The organism is Nocardia sp. GTS18, from assembly GCF_013839555.1.
Lineage (GTDB): Bacteria > Actinomycetota > Actinomycetes > Mycobacteriales > Mycobacteriaceae > Nocardia > Nocardia rosealba.
Map to the genome: position 1 here is coordinate 509,900 of NZ_JACBIU010000001.1, position 17,119 is coordinate 527,018.

A 17,119-nucleotide genomic window follows, 5' to 3' on the forward strand; every position below is an offset into this window, starting at 1 on the left:
CGTAGCCGCGTCAAACACCACTGCAAGACCTTTCCCTCGCGGTGAACAGAAGACTGTCCGACATGGGTTCCGACTGGTTTCGTGTCACCGTACAGACGAAAAGACTGACCGGACTATCCGTTTCGATGCGGAGATCGGAGCGGAACGATGAGCCCGAGGTGGGCCCGGCAGGATGAGTTCGGGATTCGACTCGACTGGGGGCCGACGGGGGCGGCAGTGATCGGTGCGGGTGCGGCCTGCGTGGTGGTGGTCGATGTGTTGTCCTTCAGTACGGCGGTGTCTGTCGCCGTCTCGGCGGGTACTGCGGTCTACCCCTATCGCTGGCGTGACGATTCCGCGCAGGTGTTCGCGGCGCGGCACGGTGCCGAACTCGCCGTCGGACGACGTGCTGTCGACGCCACCCATCCGTGGTCGCTGTCTCCGGCGGCGATCCGCCGCGCACCGTTCGCCGAGCGCCTGGTCCTGCCCTCCCCCAACGGTTCGACCATCGCCTCGGCTGTGGTGGGTCCGCCCGTCGTCGCGGCCTGTCTGCGCAATGCCGATGCGGTCGCCACGTGGATCACCGAGCGGCGGTGGGGCACGCCCCAGCAGCCGATCGCGATCGTTCCCGCCGGTGAACGGTGGCCGGACGACGCCACACTTCGGCCCGCTGTCGAGGACCTGCTCGGCGCCGGAGCCCTCGTGGCCGCGCTGATCGACCGAGGTTGTGGTCGACCCTCGCCCGAAGCCCGCTCCGCCGCACATGCTTTCCTGTCGGTGACGAACATCGGCACGGAACTCGACGAGTGTGCGTCGGGCCGGGAACTTCGATCGGGCGGCTTCGCAGACGATGTCGACATCGCGGCGCAGATCAATGCGGACACCGTCGTTCCGGTCCTCGCCGACGGCGCGTTCACCGATCACAGCCGTGAGCCGCCCTCCCCGGCGACCGGTGGGCGATGAGTCGCTGCCGCCGACCCACCGCCCCGAATCTAGTGATTCGAGCCGATCACCACACGACGAGGCAACCCCGGAATGGCACTGACGTCGCCTCCGACCCGTCCGAGGCCAGAGCCACGGTGTAGGTGACGGCGCCGTAGAGCGACGGACCCGTCACGGGAGCGCCGTGGGCGGCGGCGGTGATACCGCTCGAGAAGAGATTAGTTTCGCGAGGTCAGCACGCTCGGCCCGTCGGCGGTCACGGCGATCGTGTGCTCGCTGTGGGCACAGCGTGATCCATCGGCCGAGCGGATGGTCCACCCGTCGGCGTCGGTGTAGACCTTGTCGGTGCCCGCCGCGAACCAGGGTTCGATGGCGATGGTGAGCCCCGGCCGCAGCAGGAATCCGCGCCCGGCCCGTCCGTTGTTGGCCACGTGCGGATCTTCGTGCATGGTCCGCCCGATGCCATGCCCGCCGTATTCGGTATTGATCGGATACCCGTATCCGCGTGCGACATTCGCGATCGCGGCCGAGATATCGCCCAGCCGGTTACCGGGTTGCGCGGCGGCGATCCCGGCGGCCAGCGCCTCCTCGGTGGCCCGCACCAGCCGCTGATCGTCGGCCGAGCCGGTGCCGACGGTGAACGAGATCGCCGAGTCCGCGCTCCAGCCGTCGATGGTGACGGCCAGGTCGGCGGTGAGCAGATCACCGTCGCGCAGCACGTAATCATGCGGAAGCCCGTGCAGGACAGCATCGTTGACAGCCAAACACACCGTATTGCGGAACGGTCCACGCCCGAACGACGGCGAGTAGTCCCAGTAGCACGACACCGCGCCGCGCTCGCGAATCCGTTCGCGCACATAGGCTTCCAGCTCGAGCAGGTTCACCCCCACCAGCGCTCGTTCGCGCACGCCGGCCAGTACGTCCGCGACGAACCGGCCGGTCACCCGCATTCGTTCGATCTCCTCGGGAGTCTTCAACTCCACCATCACGCCTCCACTCGGTATTTTTATACCGACACTAGCCGTGCCGGTATAAAAATACCAAGCTCAGCGGTTGAGGTTGCCCATGTCGACCGGGATCTGCGCGCCGGTCACCTGACCCGCCTCGTCCGAACACAGCCACACCACCGCTGCGGCTATCTCCTCCGGCTGACAGATGTAGCTGGGCAGCGCGTTCATGAAGATGGGCCCGAGGGTGCTCGCGTACTCCTCGAGCAGCGGGCCCATCTCGCCCATCTGCATCCCGGTCGCCACCCCCGCCGGGTGCACGGTGTTCACCCGGATGCCGTACCCACCGAGCTCGTTGGCCATGGTCTTGGCCAGGCCGGTGATGGCGTGCTTGCTGGCGACGTAGTGGCCGACGAACGGCATGCCCTTGAGTCCGGCCACCGAACTGGTGAACACCATCGCACCACCGCTGCCCTGCGCGATCAGGTGTGGCACAGCCGCTTTCGCGGTATGCCACACACCGGTCAGGTTCACATCGATGGTCTCGCGCCACTGTTCGGGCGTGATCTCCCACGACAACGCCGCCGAGCAGATGCCCGCGTTGGCGACCACCACGTCGAGCCTGCCGAGCTGCTCGATACCCGCGGCCAGCGCGGCCGAGAGCGCGTCGAAATCGCGCACATCGACCTTGCTCGCGACGATCCGGCCACCCGCGGCCTCGACGAGCTTCACCGTCTCGGCCAGGTCGTCTTCCGTCGCCCCCGCGTATCCGGTGCTGCCGAATTCCGCGCAGGCGTCGACGGCGATCACATCGGCGCCTTCCTCGGCGAAGCGCACCGCCTCGGCCCTGCCCTGTCCGCGCGCCGCGCCCGTCACGAAGACCACCTTGTCCTCGAACCGTCGTGCCACGTTCCTACCTCCGAACCTCGTCGTCCTTCATGAACACTTCACCACCACGGAACGGGCCGTGCGGTACGAAACCGGATTTCCGGCGGCGTCGGGCCCTACACGGCGGCAGGATCGTGGGCGAAGCTCGCCCACGCCCGGACGACGATCTCCCCCGCGGCATCGACACCGGCGAGGGTGACATCGACGCGCGGCTCACCGTCCTGGATGTAGTGCTGGGTGATGTGACCCGAGCAGGTCACGGTGTCGCCCGGCGGCAGGGCGCGTAGCACGCGGGTGCGGAAGCGGCGGATGTTCTCGGCGCCGAGCCAGTCGGTGGCGTAGGTGGCGAGCAGTTCGGCCGAGTGCGGTGTGTTGTCCTCGGCGGCAACGGATCCGGTGACCGACGCCCACGACTCGGCGACGAGCCCGCCGGTGCGGTCGAAGTACTGGACGAGCGATTCGGAGCCGTCCGGGTCGTGCCGGTCGATCGCGCGGACGGCGGTCAGCCGATCACCGGCGCGCGGTGGCGGCCCGAAGAACCGGTGGTCGGTCTCGGTCCGGCCACCGGTGACGCGCCCACCCGCGGGCAGGAACGTCGGCGGGACCACGGGCCGTTCGGCGAGCCGGTAGGCCGGATCGCGCGAGAGCGCCCGGGCCGCGAACAACCGGATGTCCTCGGTGTCCAGATCGACGGCCACCGCCCTACCTGCGTGCACGCTCACGATCACTCCTCTCGTCCTGCTCGGCCGCCACGCTAGGTGGCCACCGGTGTTGTGACCGGTTCCTCTCCCGCTGATCGGGACATCGCGACGCGGGCGGGAAAACATGTCCACTGACCGGGACGACCCCATCACCGCCGACCCCCGACGGGCACACCATCGGCGCAGCTCATCCCCACTCCGCCCGAACATGGAGGTTTCGATGCCGGAGAACCCGCCGAACGGCCGAACCCAGTCCGCCACACCCGAATTCCGGGAGATCGAGGCCGCTGCCGCACCCACCCGCTTCGCCCGCGGCTGGCACTGCCTCGGCCTGCTCTCGTCGTTCCGCGACGGTGTGCCCCACGAGGTCAAGGCTTTCGGCACCACCCTGGTGGTGTTCCAGTCCGAGACCGACGGCGCCCTGCACGTGCTCGACGGTTTCTGCAGGCACATGGGCGGCAACCTCGCCCACGGCACCATCAAGGGCGACTCGATCGCCTGCCCGTTCCACGATTGGCGCTGGGGCGGCAACGGCAAGTGCACGGCGATCCCGTACGCGCGCCGGGTTCCCCCGCTGGCCAAGACCCGATCCTGGCCGACGCTGGAACGCAACGGCCAGCTCTACATCTGGCACGACCCGCAGGGCAGCAAGCCCACCGACGCGGTGACCATTCCCGAGATCGAGGGCTACGGCAGCCCGGAATGGACCGACTGGACGTGGAACTCGATGCTCATCGAAGGCTCACACTGTCGTGAGATCGTCGACAACGTCGTCGACATGGCGCATTTCTTCTACGTGCACTACGCGTTCCCGCGCTATTTCAAGAACGTCTTCGAGGGTCACGTCGCCACCCAGTACATGCGCTCGACGCCGCGCCACGACATCGAGGTCGGCACCAGTTACGACGATCCGAACTCGACGTTGCGTTCGGACGCTTCGTATTTCGGCCCCTCCTACATGATCGATTGGCTGTGGAGCGAGGCCAACGGCATGACGATCGAGACGGTCCTCATCAACTGCCACTACCCGGTCAGCGAGAACTCCTTCGTGCTGCAGTACGGCGCGATGGTGAAGAAGCCGCAGGGCATGTCCGATGCCGACGCCGAGGCGATGGCCGCGCAGTTCGCGCGCGGTGTGGAGGTCGGCTTCGAGCAGGACGTCGAGATCTGGAAGAACAAGGCCCCCATCGACAACCCGCTCCTCTCGGAGGAGGACGGGCCGGTCTACCAGCTGCGCCGTTGGTACAAGCAGTTCTACGTCGATGTCGACGAGGTCACCGAGGACATGACCAAGCGCTTCGAATTCGAGATCGACACCGAGCGGGCCGTCACCAGCTGGGAGGCCGAGGTGGCCGACAACATCGCCCGCGGCCGGGTCGTCGACACCACCGCCTGATCCGCATCCACCTTCAGAGAAAGCACCACCCATGACCAACGTGCTCGACAACATCATGGCGATCGCCGACCGCCTGCGTGAGCAGAGCCCCGAGGCCGAACGCCTCGGTCAGCTGCCCGACGCGACCGCGAAGATGCTGAAGGCGGCCGGCCCGATCCGGTTGCTGCAGCCCAAGAAGTACGGCGGGTTCGAGGCCCACCCCCGCGAGTTCGCCGAGACGGTGATGGCCGCCGCCTCGCTCGACCCGGCCACCGGCTGGATCTGCGGCATCGTCGGCGTGCACCCGTGGCAGCTGGCCTTCGCCGATCCGAAGGTGCAGGAGGAGGTGTGGGGCTCCGACAGTGACACCTGGATGGCCTCGCCGTACGCGCCGACCGGCATCGCGCGCCCGGTGGAGGGCGGCTACATCTTCAACGGCCGCTGGCAGTTCAGCTCCGGCACCGATCACTGCGACTGGATCTTCCTGGGCGCCATGCTCGGTGACGCCGAGGGCAAGATGGCGATGCCGCCGACGATGCTGCACATGATCCTGCCGCGCGCCGACTACACCATCGTCGAGGACTCCTGGAATGTCGTGGGGCTCAAGGGCACCGGATCCAAGGACATCATCGTCAAGGACGCCTTCGTGCCGTCCTACCGGGTGATGAACGGCGATCACGTGATCGACGGGACCGCGCAGCGCGAGTACGGCGTCACCGACACGCTCTACAAGATGCCGTGGTCGACGATGTTCCCGCTCGGCATCAGCGCCGCGGTGGTCGGCATCGCCGAGGGCGCGCTCGCCGCGCACCTGGACTACCAGCGCGAACGGGTCGGCGCCCAGGGCACCGCCGTCAAGGACGACCCGTATGTGTTGTTCGCGATCGGCGAGGCGGCGGCCGATATCAATGCCGCGCGCCAGGAGCTGCTGGCCAACGTGGATCGCGTGTGGGACCTGGTCGACGCCGGGAAGGAGGTCGGCTTCGCCGATCGCGCGGCGGGCAGACGCACCCAGGTGCGTGCGGCGTGGCGGGCGGTGATGGCCGTGGACCAGATCTTCGCCCGATCCGGCGGCAACGCGCTGCGCATGGACAAGCCCCTGCAGCGCTTCTGGCGCGACGCGCACGCCGGCCTCAACCACGCCATCCACGTGCCGAGCACGGTCTACCACGCCTCGGCGCTGAGTTCGCTCGGCATCGACCCCGCCCCGAACCTGCGCTCGATGATCTGAGCGAATACCGAAGAAGGACAACGTCGATGACAGACATCAAGAGCCTCGGCTATGTGAAGATCCAGACCGCCGACATGGACCGCTGGCGCAAGTTCGCCTTCGAGGTCCTCGGTTTCGCCCAGGGCAGCGGCCCCGACGAGGACGCGCTGTATCTGCGGATGGACGAGCGCGCCGCCCGGATGGTGGTGGTGCCCGGTGAGTCCGACGCGGTGGTGACCATCGGCTGGGAGGTGCGCGACCACGCCGCACTGGTTCGGGTGCAGGAGGCGGTCACGGCGGCCGGCATCGCGGTGAAGCCGCTGTCGGTCGAGGAGGCCGACGCACGGCGGGTCGAGGAGGCCATCACTTTCGAGGACCCCACCGGCGCCACACTCGAGGTGTTCCACGGCGCGCTGCTCGACCACAGCCCCGTGGTCACGCCCTTCGGCGCGAAATTCGTCACGGGCGCACAGGGTTTGGGCCACGTGGTGCTGCCGACGATGGACCTGGGCGGCGCGTTCGAGTTCTACACCGAGGTGCTCGGCTTCCTGCCGCGCGGCGCCTTCCGCATCCCCGCGCCGCCGGAGTACGGGCCGGTGCGGATCCGGTTCCTCGGCGTCAACGAACGCCATCACAGCCTGGCACTGTGCCCCGCGCCGCACGGCGGGGCGCCGGGCCTGATCCACATCATGGTCGAGGTAGACAGCCTCGACGCGGTCGGCCAGGCCCTGGACCGGGTGAGCAAGGACGGCTTCTCGGTGTCCTCGACGCTCGGCAGGCACACCAACGACAAGATGGTGTCGTTCTACGTCCGCGCGCCCGGCGGCTGGGACATCGAGTTCGGCACCGAGGGCATGCGGGTGGACGAGCGGTACTACACCGCCGAGGAGATCACCGCCGACAGCTACTGGGGCCACGACTGGTCCGGCAGCGAGCCGCTCGCGGCGATGTAACCCGGCACACACCGACCGGCCCCCGGTCCGAGCCTCGCTCGGGCCGGGGGTTTTCGTGTTTTCGCTATGCGATGCCCCGTATTCCTGTGACAGCTACCACAGGAAGTGGTATAAATAGGCATATGCCTAATCGAAATATGCGCTAGGCATCAGCTCGTTGATCCGAATGGAGAGCTCATGGTCATCCAGGCCGAGGCCACCACCCCGAGCGCGATTCTCGATCGCGCGTCCCTGCTGCTCGACGCCTTCGACGGGCCGGGCAGGCTCACCCTCGCCCAGATCGTGCGCCGTACCGGTCTACCCCGGTCCTCGGCACACCGCATGCTGGAGCGATTGGTGCAGTTGCGTTGGCTACGCCGCGAAGGCCGTGACTACGAGCTCGGCATCCGGCTGATGGAGCTGGGTTCGCTCGCGGTGCACCAGGATCGGCTGCATCGCGCCGCCATGCCCTTCCTGCACGAACTGCACCGCGCCACCGGATTCGTCGTGCACTTGGCGGTCCTCGACGGCGCCGACGTGGTGTATCTGGACAAGATCGGCGGCGACTTGGCCGCGGCCGTGCCCACCCGCGTCGGCGGCCGGCGGCCCGCGCACTGTACGGCGGTCGGCAAGGCGATCCTCGCCTCGGCCGACGAGCGCCGCCTCGCGGAAATCCTCACCGCCCAGGGCTCGCGGACCCGCTACTCGATCAACTCCAGGGCCCAACTCGACGCGGAACTGGCTAAAGTGCGGGCGCACGGCGTCGCCGTGGAACGCGAGGAATCACTGCCCGGTTTCGGCTGTATCGCCGCACCGATCGGCGACCTCGGCCAGGCCGCCGTGGCGGCGGTCTCGGTGTGCGGCCCCGTGGATCGGATGCTGTTCGACCACCGGCTGAGCGCCCCGGTACGCACCACAGCGCTCAACATCTGGCGCCATGTCGACGACGGTCGGGTACGAGTGCGCCCGACCCTGCAACAGCACCCCCGCCCGTTGAATATCGGCCCACGCCCCCTTGCGCCGGCCGGCCAGCGAGCACGCGACTACGCCTGATCGAGGTACTGCGGCCGTCGCTCCCCCACGGTGCGTCCGGTTCGCGAGCGCGCATATGCCGTCACTCCGCTTCCGGTGCGGGTGGCGGTCGCGTCGGCTGGGGTAGGTAGCGATCAGCACCCGCCCCGGCCGACGTCGACGGTGTGTTACCCGCGCACCGGCTCGTTGACGCAGAAGCTGTGGCAGATACGTTCGCGCACAATGACTTCCGGATGTTCGGGATCGAACCAGCGGTCCACATGGGCCCAGTGGACGGGGTGCATGAGATACGCGCCGTCCAGCCCGTCGAGGTCGGTGAACTGCTGTTCCCAGACATGAGTCCACGACGCGGATCCGATCGCGCGCGTGGTCCGGCTCAGCCGCCAGGACCGGATGGTCGAGATGTAGTGCGGCATGCGGAGCAGATCGGCTTCGAACCGGTCGACGGTCGCGGGCGGGGTTTCCGGCGAGACACGAAGCAGGAGAACGCGATACACCGACCCTGCAGGTGGTTCGGCGGCGCCGGCGGTGCCTGCCACGTACTCGGCGCCGTCCATGTGGACGACACCGTCGACCATCGGGTCCCACTGTGGTGCAACGGTTTCCCATGCCGAGGCGTCGTCGAAGCGCAGGTGCACCAGGATGTCCCCGCCGTTGCGCACACCGTGCAGAGTCGGCTGGACGAGGACTCGGCGGGCCGGTGATGCGAGCGCGCCGGCCCGCAGGTCCGCGAGCACTCGATCGGCGTCGGCCGTAGGGGCCAGATGAATGAGCCGGATGACGTCAAACATTGCCGAGCCTCTCGATGTCGGCGGGTGCGGCGCCGGTGGTCCTGGTGCGTTCGAGGACGAGATGATCGACGTCGTCCCACCAGTGCCGCACGGATTCGTCGAGGCGCCCTTGCCAGGTCATCGCCCACCAGCCCGCCGCACCGTCGAGGACCCAGGTGGCGGTCACCGTGTTGGACTCGTCCGGGAACCAGACGGGCGGGCTCACAACCAGCCGCTCCAGTGTCATGCCGCGGGCCCGGGCACCCGGCGCATACCCGCTCAGATAGGTGTCGACGAACTCCTTCGCCCGGCCGGGTCTCGTGACGACGGTGTCGATGACATAGACGTTCGTGGTGTCCATCCGCCGACGATAGGCAGCCGTCGCGGCAGGTCGGCGGGTTGTTTCCGCCCAGCGGGAGAACCCGGTCCGGTGCACCGGGATCCCGCCCTACGGTGAGGCGCACGACGCGCTGACCGACCGTGTCGGCACATTCACAGGAGGTTCAGTGACAATCCGTGACTACCCGACCACGGGGCCGGGTGCCGTGCCGGATCCCGAGGTGGCGGCGATGCTGGCGGCCCTGGACGCGGGATTTCCCGATGTGGCCGCGATGTCGGCCGCCGACGCGCGGGCCGCAATCTTCGCGAGACGTGGTGCGCCACAGCGGCTTCCCGATCTTCCCTCGGTCCGCGACGTGGTCGTCGACGGACCGGGCGGTGCGTTGACGGTGCGGGTGTACCGGCCCCACGACGACGGGCCGCCCCGGCCGGTGATCGTGTTCGCACACGGCGGCGGTTTCGTCTTCTGCGATCTCGACAGTCACGACGAGTTCTGCCGCTCCATGGCAGTGGGTGTCGGAGCGGTGGTCGTCGCGGTCGACTACCGCCTCGCCCCGGAACATCCCGGGCCCGCCGCCCACGACGACATGCTCGCCACAGTCCGGTGGGCAGCCGAACACATCGCTACATACGGCGGCGACCCCGCCCGCATCGCGCTGGCGGGTGACAGCGCGGGCGGCAACCTCTCCGCCACGGTCGCGCTCGCGGTGCGTGACGGGAACGGCCCGCCGGTGGCCGCGCAGATCCTGCTCTACCCCGTGATCGACGACGACTTCGACACCGAGTCCTACCGCCGCTTCGGCACCGGCCACTACAACACCACCCGGGCGATGCGCTGGTACTGGCAGCAGTACGCACCGCACGGCACCGACGACGTGCGCCTGGTCCCCACCCGCGCCGAAACCCTCGCGGGCGTAGCCCCCGCCGTCGTGGTGACCGCCGAACTCGACCCACCGTGCTCGGCAGGCGACGCCTACGCCGCACGCCTGAAAGCCGACGGCGTGCCGGTGCATCACCGCCGCTACGACGGCCTGTTCCACGGCTTCCTGACCATCCCGTCCCTGGCCGCGACCCAGTCGGCGCGCACCGAGATCTGGGCGATGATCCGCGAAACCCTCGGTCTCGGCTGAACCCCAGACTCCTCGGCGACGCCTACTCGGGCGCGTCCGGGTGCCCGCCCGCCGCCTGCACACGCTGCTCGATCTCACGCCAGCGTCCGGGCGTGGGATGCGGGTACTCGGCGCGGTCGTCGTGTTCGGCGCCTGCCAGGATCGTCGCGGCCTGGTCGATCTCGTCGATCAACTGCTGGGCGAGTTCGCGTTCGGCGGCGTAGTGGCGCTGGGCCCACTGCAGCACGATCTGCGAATAGGCCCAGCCCGGTTCGGATTTGGCGGCTTCGGCGTCGACGGCGGCGCGCTGCTCGAGCTGGTCGACGTCGGCGATGTGGTCGCGCAGAATCTGCTTGAGCCGCTCGGGTGAGCCGAGGTGGCCGAACATCACGCGCAGCAGCACATGGTGTTTGAGGACCGAGGGATCGACGGGCGCCTCGTTCCACCAGGTGGTGACGGCGGCACGGCCCGCGTCGGTGATCTGGTACAGCCTGCGCCCGCGCATGGCGTTGTCGCTGTCGAGCCGGGAGGAGGCGAAACCGTGCTGTTCGAGCTTCTTCAGTTCCGCGTAGATCTGGCTGTAGGACGGGGTCCAGTAGAAGTAGCGCAGGCTCCAGTCGGCCCACTTCTTCAGGTCGTAGCCGGAGATCTCCTCTTCGAAGGAGAGCATCGCCAGGACCGCCCAACTGGTCGGCGGCAGGTTGGGCACGCCGGGGTCGGGGTCGGTGTTCGGCACCGGTGCATGGTAGCAACCGGCCCGGTCACCTCGGCTGTGTCGGCAACCGCTCACCGGGAGGACATCTTGAGAGCCGCACCGCCCGCCACCGATTCTGGGGGTATGAATGCAGACAATGTCGTCGTCGACGCAGGTGTTCCCAGCCCGGCCGAGCTGCGCGCGGTGCTCGGGCATTTCGCCACCGGGGTGGCGGTGATCGCCGCGCACGACGGCACCCGGCCGATCGGTTTCACCTGCCAGTCGGTGGTGTCGGTGTCGCTGAATCCGCCGTATGTGTCGTTCTGTCCGGCCAAGAGTTCGACGAGCTGGCCACTGCTGCGCCGCACGGGAACGCTGTGCATCAACATCCTGGCCGAGGATCAGCGGGCGGTGTGCGGCCGGTTCGCGGTGAGCGGCGGCGACAAGTTCGCCGGTGTGGAGTGGAGTCCGGCGGGCAACGGCGCGCCCGCCCTGCACGGGGCGCTCGCCCATATCGAGGCGTCGGTGGAGCTCGAGCACGACGCGGGCGACCACACCGTTGTGCTGGCCCGGATCAGTTGTCTGCGGGCCACCGAGGGCGCGCGACCGCTGCTGTACTACCGGGGTGGTTTCGGCGGTTTCGCCGGCTGACACGGCGACGGGGTGGTCGTCCGAAGACGACCACCCCGTTGCCCGTGGATCACGCCTCGAGCACGTCGAAACCCTTGTAGCCCGCGGCCGCCACCTCGGCGATGATCTGCCCGTAGACGCCGAACCCACCGACGAACGGCATGAACACCCTCGGCTTGCCCTCGATATTGGCGCCCAGGTACCACGAATTCGCCTCGAGCATCAGCGTTCCCGCTGCCCGGTCGGCGCATTCCCGCACCCACGCCTCGACCGCGTCGGGCCGGGCTTCCAGCGCCACCGCGCCCTGGTCGTCGAGGAACCGGATCGCCTCGGCCACCCAGTCGACGTGCAGTTCCGAGTGCAGCACCATGTTCGCCAGCACCGACGGACTGCCCGGACCGGTGAGATTGAACAGATTCGGGAACCCTGAGATACCCAGGCCCAGATAGGTTTTCGGGCCTTCCGCCCAGGTCTCGTTGAGGGTGACACCGCCGCGGCCGACGATGTTCATCCGCGAGACCGACCCGGTCATCGCATCGAATCCGGTGGCGAGCACGAGGGTGTCGAGACGGTAGTGCGTCTCGGTCGTGTGCACACCGTCGGCATCGATGCCGGTGATCGGGGTGGCGCGCAGGTCGACGAGGTCGACATTGTCGCGGTTGAAGGTCTGGTAGTAGTTCGTGTCGGTGCAGATCCGCTTGGTGCCGATCGGGTGATCGCGCGGGATCAGGATGTCGGCCACGCGCGGGTCGTCGATCACCGCGCGCACCTTCTCCTCCCAGAACAGCCGCGCGGTGTCGTTGGCCTCGCGGGTCAGGAGCTGATCGGCGAAGGTCTTGGAGAACAGCACCCCACCCAGCTCCCACCGGCGCTGATACGCCTCGCGGCGTTCCTCGTCGGTCGCCTCGACCGCGAGCTTCGGGTGCGGCTGGTGCGGTGAGCCGCCGCCACTGGCCATCGACAGCCGCCTGCGCTCGGCGTAGTTCGCCTTCTGCGCCTGCCGCTGTTCCTCGGTGATCGGCGTATTGCCCGCCGGGACACTGTAATTGGGCGTGCGCTGGAAGACGTGCAGGCGAGCGACCTCCTCGGCCAGGCACGGAATCGTCTGGATCCCGGACGAACCCGTGCCGATCACACCCACCCGCTGCCCGGCCAGATCGACACCGTCGTGCGGCCAGTGCGAAGTGTGCAGTACCCGACCCGCGAAGGTGTCCAGGCCCGGGATGGCCGGGGTGTTGGCGTTCGACAGCGGGCCGGTGGCCAGCACCACGAACCGGGCCGACACCGCGCGCCCGGTGTCGTTGCCGACCTGCCAGCGCAGGGCAGGCTCGTCGAGCACGATATCGGTGACGCGCGTGCCGAATTCGATGTCGCGGCGCAGGTCGAAGCGGTCGGCGACGTGTTCGAGGTAGGCCAGGATCTCGGGCTGGGTGGCGTATTTCTCGCTCCAGTTCCATTCCTGCTGCAGGTCCTCGTCGAAGGAGTACGAGTAGTCGACGCTCTCGACATCGCAGCGGGCACCCGGATAGCGGTTCCAGTACCAGACGCCGCCCACGCCGTCGGCGGCCTCGAACACCCGCACGGTGAGTCCTTGTTCGCGGAACTTGTGCAGGGCGTAGAGCCCGGCGATGCCCGCGCCGACGACGACCACGTCGACCTCGGCCGGACCCTTCCCTGGTGACGATGGGGTCTTCACTGTGCCTGCCTTTCGATGGAGACCGGTTCTCCGCCGCGACGCTAGGGATCCGATCGGCATCCGAGCAGGTGGCCTTCCCGCTGACCGGCACGTTCGCCGGATCGTTGTCGCCTCCCGGTGATCGGGATGACCCGCGTCACACCGGCGGGTGCGGGCATACGGTCGGGGCAAGTCGAGGCGGTATCAGGAGGAACAGTGGTGGACTGGAACGACGAGGTGGACGTGCTGGTCGCGGGCTCCGGCGGTGGCCTCGCGGGTGCGTACACCGCGGCCCGCGAGGGGCTCACCGTCGCGGTGGTCGAGGCGACCGACAAGTTCGGCGGCACGACAGCGTATTCCGGTGGTGGCGGCGTCTGGTACCCCTGCAACCCCGTCCTCGAGCGGGCGGGCACCGACGACACCCTCGACGACGCGCTCACCTACTACCGTGCCGTCGTCGGTGACCGCACGCCCGAGGACCTGCAGCAGACCTATGTGCGGCGCGGTCGCGACCTCATCGAATACCTGGAATCCGACGAGCATTTCGCGTTCCAGATGCTGCCCTGGCCCGACTATTTCGGCAAGGCGCCCAAGGCGCGGCTCGACGGTCAGCGCCACATCATGCCGACACCGTTGCCCGCCGCCGAGCTGGGCGATCTGCGGGAATCCCTGCGCGGTCCGCTCGACACCGACCGGCTCGGGGCACCGCTGCCCGACCTGCTGATCGGCGGGCAGGCGCTGATCGGGCGGTTCCTGCGGGCGCTGTCGGGTTATCCCAACGTCACGTTGCACCTGTCCGCGCCGTTGGTCGAGCTGGTGGTCGAGGACGGGGTGGTGACCGGTGCGATCATCGAACGCGACGGGCAGCGCCACGCCATCCGCGCTCGCCGGGGCGTGGTGCTCGCGGCAGGCGGTTTCGAACAGAACCAGCAGTTGCGCGAGCAGTACGGTGTGCCCGGCCAGGCCCGGGACACCATGGGGCCCTGGGGAAATCAGGGACTGGCCCACCAGGCGGGGATCGCCGCAGGCGCCGACACCGACCTGATGGACCAGGCCTGGTGGTCACCCGGCCTGACCCATCCCGACGGGCGTTCGGCGTTCGCGCTGTGGTTCACCGGCGGCATCTTCGTCGACCGGAACGGCGAACGGTTCGTCAACGAGTCCGCCCCCTACGACCGGCTCGGCCGCGAGGTGATCCGACGGCTCGAGGCAGGCGAGATGACGTTGCCGTTCTGGATGATCTACGACGACTCCGAAGGCGAGGTGCCGCCGATCAAGGCCACCAATGTGTCCATGGTCGAGACCGAGAAATACGTCGCCGCCGGCCTGTGGCACACCGCCGAAACGCTGGCCGAACTGGCCGCGAAGATCGGAGTGCCTGCCGACAAGCTCGAGGCCACCGTCGAACGGTTCAACAGCATGGTCGCCACCGGCGTCGACCCGGACTTCGGGCGCGGCGACGAGGCGTACGACCGCGCCTTCTCCAACGGCGAACCACCGCTGGTTCGCATCGACAAGGGCCCGTTCCACGCGGCCGCCTTCGGCATCTCCGATCTCGGCACCAAGGGCGGCCTGCGCACCGACAGCGCCGCGCGCGTCCTCGACCGCGACGGGCAACCGATCCCCGGCCTGTACGCCGCGGGCAACACCATGGCCGCGGTGAGCGGCGAGGTGTACCCCGGCGGCGGCAACCCGATCGGTGCGTCGATGCTGTTCAGCCACCTCGCCGTCCTGGACATGCTGGGCAGTTAGGCCCCGGTCTCCTCGAAGGTGGCGCCACTGTGCGCTATCCGTTCGAGGGCGTAGGCGGGGTCGATCAGCGCCTCGGGCATGTGGATGCCCGGTGGCACGGCAGCACCGCGGAGCCCGAGCAACCGTTCGACCCCGAGCGCGATCCCGAGCGCGGTCAGCGGACGCTGTCCGCCCGGATGCACGAGTGTGCGACGCACTCGCCGAGCCGCGCCCGAGAAGTCGCTTCCCTCGACGTCGACGACGACCTCGAGGGAAGCGCCCGCGCCGCGCCGCCGGCCCGCGGACTCGCCGACCGCCAGGTCGAACCGGACGTTCGGCGCGCCCGTGGCCAGCGCGAGACTCGGCACGTCCAGGATCGGAACGCTCTGCCCGGCGAGCACCACCCCGTCACCGACCCGTACGTCGGCTCGGGCGTCGTCGCCGCTCACCCAGGTGAACACGCCGTCGCGGCGGATCAGTCCCGCGGTGGTGACTGCCGACCAGCGCTCCATGTCCGCGATGCCCGCCGGTCCCCCGGTATCGGAATCGTCCAGCGCCGCGGCGATTCCGATCCGTTCGACCCGCTCGAACTCCGCCGCGACCGCCAGGGTGGCGAGCACGACGATCCCGCCGAGATAGTGACTCGCCAGCAGGACCGGCGCCGCGGCCCGCCCACCACCCGCGACGACCTCGGGAGCGATGTCGAGCAGACCGCTGGACAGGCTCAGATAGGGCACGCCGTGGCGCGCGGCGAAGCCGAGCCCGTGCAGATGGGCGTCCCACAGTGCCGCCACCACCGCGGAATACGCGGCGTCGGCGGGCAGACCGAGGTCGGCGCGAGTGATGTCGATGGTGACCGCGTTCGCGCCACCGAGGCTCTCGGCGACTCGTCGCGCGCGTTCGATGTCCCGGCCCGCGATCGTGAGCTCGAGTTCCGGATACCACCGGCGCAGCAGCGCCGCCGTCCCCGCGCCCGCCTGCCCCGAGCCGCCCATGATCAGTACCGATGTCGCCTGTCGCGTCACGTCTTCTCCTTCGTCCAGTCAAGCTACATTTTGTAACTTACACTTTGTAGCTAAACTGGGGCGACTACGCAAGGGAGGAAGATTGCCGACCACGCCGACGCGCCTGTCCAGACCCGCAAGGCACGAACAGTTGATCGAGACCGCGCTGGCGATCGTGCGCGCCGAGGGCGCCGACGCACTGACTCTGCTCAGCCTCGCCGAGGCCGCCGGGGTGAGCAGACCGATCGTGTACGACCACTTCGGCACCCGTCCCGGACTGCTGCTCGAGCTGTATCGACGGCTCGACGAACGCCATCGGACCGCGACCGCCACGGCACTGGCGAGCGCCGCCCCCACCCCGGTCGAGATCGCGCGCGTGCTGAGCGGCGCGTATTTCACGTGCGCCACCGATATGCCCGAATTCAGCGCGGTCTCCGCCGCGCTCAAAGGGAATCGGGACATGGAGGCGATCCAGCGGGACCTGCTCGATGCCTACCTCACGTTGATGACGGACGCATTGATCCCGCACAGCGACCTCGCGGCCGACGCTCTTCGACTGCGGTGCGTCGGCATTCTCGGCGCGGCCGAAACGATCGCCGAGGAGCTGAACGCGCGGCGCTGCTCCCTCGACGCCGCGATCGGAGCCCTCGCCGATCTGATCGTCGGCAGCATCACGACGAGCGTCGCGACCTAGATCTCCCGCTGGCCGGGAAGCAGCCGCCCACCCACCCACCGGCCGTGATTGCGTTCATCGACCACTCCATCACCCATCTCCAGGAGCGACACGATGACATCAGCGGACCACATTCGAGACACGGTGCGGCGGTATGTGGAGACCGTCGGCGCCGGGACGGCCGCCGACGTCGTCGCGCTCTACCGCGAGGACGCCACCGTGGAGGACCCGGTCGGCAGCGAGGTGCGAGTCGGTCACGCCGCGATCACCGAGTTCTACGCCGCCATCGAGTCCCTTGACACGTCGACGGAACTGCTGAGCATCCGGGTCGCGGGCAACAGCGCCGCGTTCAACTTCCGGGTGGTCACCCGCTTCGGCGAGCAGACGTTCACGCTCGAGCCGATCGATGTGATGACCTTCGACGAGGACGGGCGCATCACCAGCATGCGGGCGTTCTGGTCGCAGGACGACATGGTAGTGAGCTGAGG

18 protein-coding genes are annotated in these 17,119 nt (G+C 68.6%); 10 read left to right on the top strand and 8 right to left on the bottom strand.

The genetic code is table 11. The features are described 5' to 3' along the window. Window positions 1-147 precede the first annotated feature (147 nt). Complete coding sequence (locus HYG95_RS02450; protein WP_181696348.1) at window positions 148-942, top strand: 2-phosphosulfolactate phosphatase; 795 nt, start codon at window positions 148-150, stop codon at window positions 940-942. 197 nt (window positions 943-1,139) lie between these two features. Here HYG95_RS02450 and map read toward each other — a convergent pair whose 3' ends face one another. From map to HYG95_RS02465, 3 genes are all read right to left on the bottom strand, one after another. Then, window positions 1,140-1,907 (bottom strand): type I methionyl aminopeptidase, encoded by a 768-nt coding sequence (gene map / locus HYG95_RS02455; RefSeq protein WP_181696349.1) that lies wholly within the window; start codon window positions 1,905-1,907, stop codon window positions 1,140-1,142. 60 nt (window positions 1,908-1,967) lie between these two features. Beyond that, window positions 1,968-2,777: a mycofactocin-coupled SDR family oxidoreductase gene (locus tag HYG95_RS02460; RefSeq protein ID WP_181696350.1), complete on the bottom strand. Its 810-nt coding sequence runs from the start codon at window positions 2,775-2,777 to the stop codon at window positions 1,968-1,970. A 95-nt stretch (window positions 2,778-2,872) separates the two neighbouring features. Beyond that, entirely contained in the window at window positions 2,873-3,478 is a 606-nt protein-coding gene (locus HYG95_RS02465; RefSeq protein ID WP_181696351.1) for a hypothetical protein, read from the bottom strand. Window positions 3,479-3,665: 187 nt separating this feature from the next. Here HYG95_RS02465 and HYG95_RS02470 point away from each other — a divergent pair, with 187 nt between their 5' ends. From HYG95_RS02470 to HYG95_RS02485, 4 genes are all read left to right on the top strand, one after another. Next, complete coding sequence (locus HYG95_RS02470; protein WP_067492168.1) at window positions 3,666-4,853, top strand: Rieske 2Fe-2S domain-containing protein; 1,188 nt, start codon at window positions 3,666-3,668, stop codon at window positions 4,851-4,853. Between the two features lie 31 nt (window positions 4,854-4,884). After that, on the top strand, window positions 4,885-6,063 hold the full coding sequence (locus HYG95_RS02475; protein ID WP_181696352.1) for an acyl-CoA dehydrogenase family protein: 1,179 nt from the start codon (window positions 4,885-4,887) through the stop codon (window positions 6,061-6,063). A 26-nt stretch (window positions 6,064-6,089) separates the two neighbouring features. After that, window positions 6,090-6,995, top strand: coding sequence for a biphenyl-2,3-diol 1,2-dioxygenase (gene bphC / locus HYG95_RS02480; protein WP_181696353.1), 906 nt, complete (start codon window positions 6,090-6,092; stop codon window positions 6,993-6,995). Window positions 6,996-7,172: 177 nt separating this feature from the next. Beyond that, complete coding sequence (locus HYG95_RS02485) at window positions 7,173-8,027, top strand: IclR family transcriptional regulator (protein ID WP_181696354.1); 855 nt, start codon at window positions 7,173-7,175, stop codon at window positions 8,025-8,027. Window positions 8,028-8,173: 146 nt separating this feature from the next. Here the strand turns inward: HYG95_RS02485 and HYG95_RS02490 are convergent, their stop codons facing one another. Beyond that, window positions 8,174-8,797: a Dabb family protein gene (locus tag HYG95_RS02490; RefSeq protein WP_181696355.1), complete on the bottom strand. Its 624-nt coding sequence runs from the start codon at window positions 8,795-8,797 to the stop codon at window positions 8,174-8,176. Continuing rightward, on the bottom strand, window positions 8,790-9,137 hold the full coding sequence (locus HYG95_RS02495) for a hypothetical protein (protein WP_181696356.1): 348 nt from the start codon (window positions 9,135-9,137) through the stop codon (window positions 8,790-8,792). Before HYG95_RS02495 ends, HYG95_RS02490 begins: the two co-directional genes overlap by 8 nt. Before the next feature lie 145 nt (window positions 9,138-9,282). Here HYG95_RS02495 and HYG95_RS02500 point away from each other — a divergent pair, with 145 nt between their 5' ends. Then, window positions 9,283-10,245 carry an alpha/beta hydrolase gene (locus HYG95_RS02500; protein WP_370465650.1) on the top strand — a complete coding sequence of 321 codons (963 nt, stop codon included), beginning with the start codon at window positions 9,283-9,285 and terminating at the stop codon, window positions 10,243-10,245. A 22-nt stretch (window positions 10,246-10,267) separates the two neighbouring features. On the opposite strand, the gene HYG95_RS02505 is transcribed toward HYG95_RS02500, so the two are convergent. Next, entirely contained in the window at window positions 10,268-10,894 is a 627-nt protein-coding gene (locus HYG95_RS02505; protein ID WP_243749795.1) for a PadR family transcriptional regulator, read from the bottom strand. A gap of 168 nt (window positions 10,895-11,062) precedes the next feature. On the opposite strand from HYG95_RS02505, the gene HYG95_RS02510 reads away from it, so the two are divergent. Continuing rightward, complete coding sequence (locus HYG95_RS02510; RefSeq protein WP_181696357.1) at window positions 11,063-11,569, top strand: flavin reductase family protein; 507 nt, start codon at window positions 11,063-11,065, stop codon at window positions 11,567-11,569. Between the two features lie 49 nt (window positions 11,570-11,618). Here the strand turns inward: HYG95_RS02510 and HYG95_RS02515 are convergent, their stop codons facing one another. Continuing rightward, window positions 11,619-13,244, bottom strand: a complete 1,626-nt coding sequence (locus tag HYG95_RS02515) for a flavin-containing monooxygenase (protein WP_370465651.1) — start codon at window positions 13,242-13,244, stop codon at window positions 11,619-11,621. A gap of 195 nt (window positions 13,245-13,439) precedes the next feature. On the opposite strand from HYG95_RS02515, the gene HYG95_RS02520 reads away from it, so the two are divergent. Then, on the top strand, window positions 13,440-14,975 hold the full coding sequence (locus HYG95_RS02520) for an FAD-binding protein (protein WP_356982064.1): 1,536 nt from the start codon (window positions 13,440-13,442) through the stop codon (window positions 14,973-14,975). Here HYG95_RS02520 and HYG95_RS02525 read toward each other — a convergent pair. Beyond that, window positions 14,972-15,979, bottom strand: coding sequence for a saccharopine dehydrogenase (locus tag HYG95_RS02525; protein ID WP_356982063.1), 1,008 nt, complete (start codon window positions 15,977-15,979; stop codon window positions 14,972-14,974). The two genes, HYG95_RS02520 and HYG95_RS02525, sit on opposite strands and share 4 nt — an antisense overlap. 130 nt (window positions 15,980-16,109) lie before the next feature. Between HYG95_RS02525 and HYG95_RS02530 the strand changes: the two genes are divergently transcribed. Beyond that, window positions 16,110-16,652, top strand: coding sequence for a TetR/AcrR family transcriptional regulator (locus HYG95_RS02530; RefSeq protein ID WP_255494930.1), 543 nt, complete (start codon window positions 16,110-16,112; stop codon window positions 16,650-16,652). A 93-nt stretch (window positions 16,653-16,745) separates the two neighbouring features. Continuing rightward, window positions 16,746-17,117 carry a nuclear transport factor 2 family protein gene (locus HYG95_RS02535; protein ID WP_181696361.1) on the top strand — a complete coding sequence of 124 codons (372 nt, stop codon included), beginning with the start codon at window positions 16,746-16,748 and terminating at the stop codon, window positions 17,115-17,117. The last annotated feature ends 2 nt before the right edge of the window (window positions 17,118-17,119 follow it).

Excerpts from the sequence above, each read along its gene's own strand:
- HYG95_RS02450 (WP_181696348.1), top strand. The coding sequence starts at position 148 with ATGAGCCCGAGGTGGGCCCGGCAGGATGAGTTCGGGATTCGACTCGAC.
- map (WP_181696349.1), bottom strand. The coding sequence starts at position 1,907 with ATGGTGGAGTTGAAGACTCCCGAGGAGATCGAACGAATGCGGGTGACC.
- HYG95_RS02470 (WP_067492168.1), top strand. The coding sequence starts at position 3,666 with ATGGAGGTTTCGATGCCGGAGAACCCGCCGAACGGCCGAACCCAGTCC.
- HYG95_RS02475 (WP_181696352.1), top strand. The coding sequence starts at position 4,885 with ATGACCAACGTGCTCGACAACATCATGGCGATCGCCGACCGCCTGCGT.
- bphC (WP_181696353.1), top strand. The coding sequence starts at position 6,090 with ATGACAGACATCAAGAGCCTCGGCTATGTGAAGATCCAGACCGCCGAC.
- HYG95_RS02485 (WP_181696354.1), top strand. The coding sequence starts at position 7,173 with ATGGTCATCCAGGCCGAGGCCACCACCCCGAGCGCGATTCTCGATCGC.
- HYG95_RS02490 (WP_181696355.1), bottom strand. The coding sequence starts at position 8,797 with ATGTTTGACGTCATCCGGCTCATTCATCTGGCCCCTACGGCCGACGCC.
- HYG95_RS02495 (WP_181696356.1), bottom strand. The coding sequence starts at position 9,137 with ATGGACACCACGAACGTCTATGTCATCGACACCGTCGTCACGAGACCC.
- HYG95_RS02505 (WP_243749795.1), bottom strand. The coding sequence starts at position 10,894 with ATGCTCTCCTTCGAAGAGGAGATCTCCGGCTACGACCTGAAGAAGTGG.
- HYG95_RS02510 (WP_181696357.1), top strand. The coding sequence starts at position 11,063 with ATGAATGCAGACAATGTCGTCGTCGACGCAGGTGTTCCCAGCCCGGCC.
- HYG95_RS02535 (WP_181696361.1), top strand. The coding sequence starts at position 16,746 with ATGACATCAGCGGACCACATTCGAGACACGGTGCGGCGGTATGTGGAG.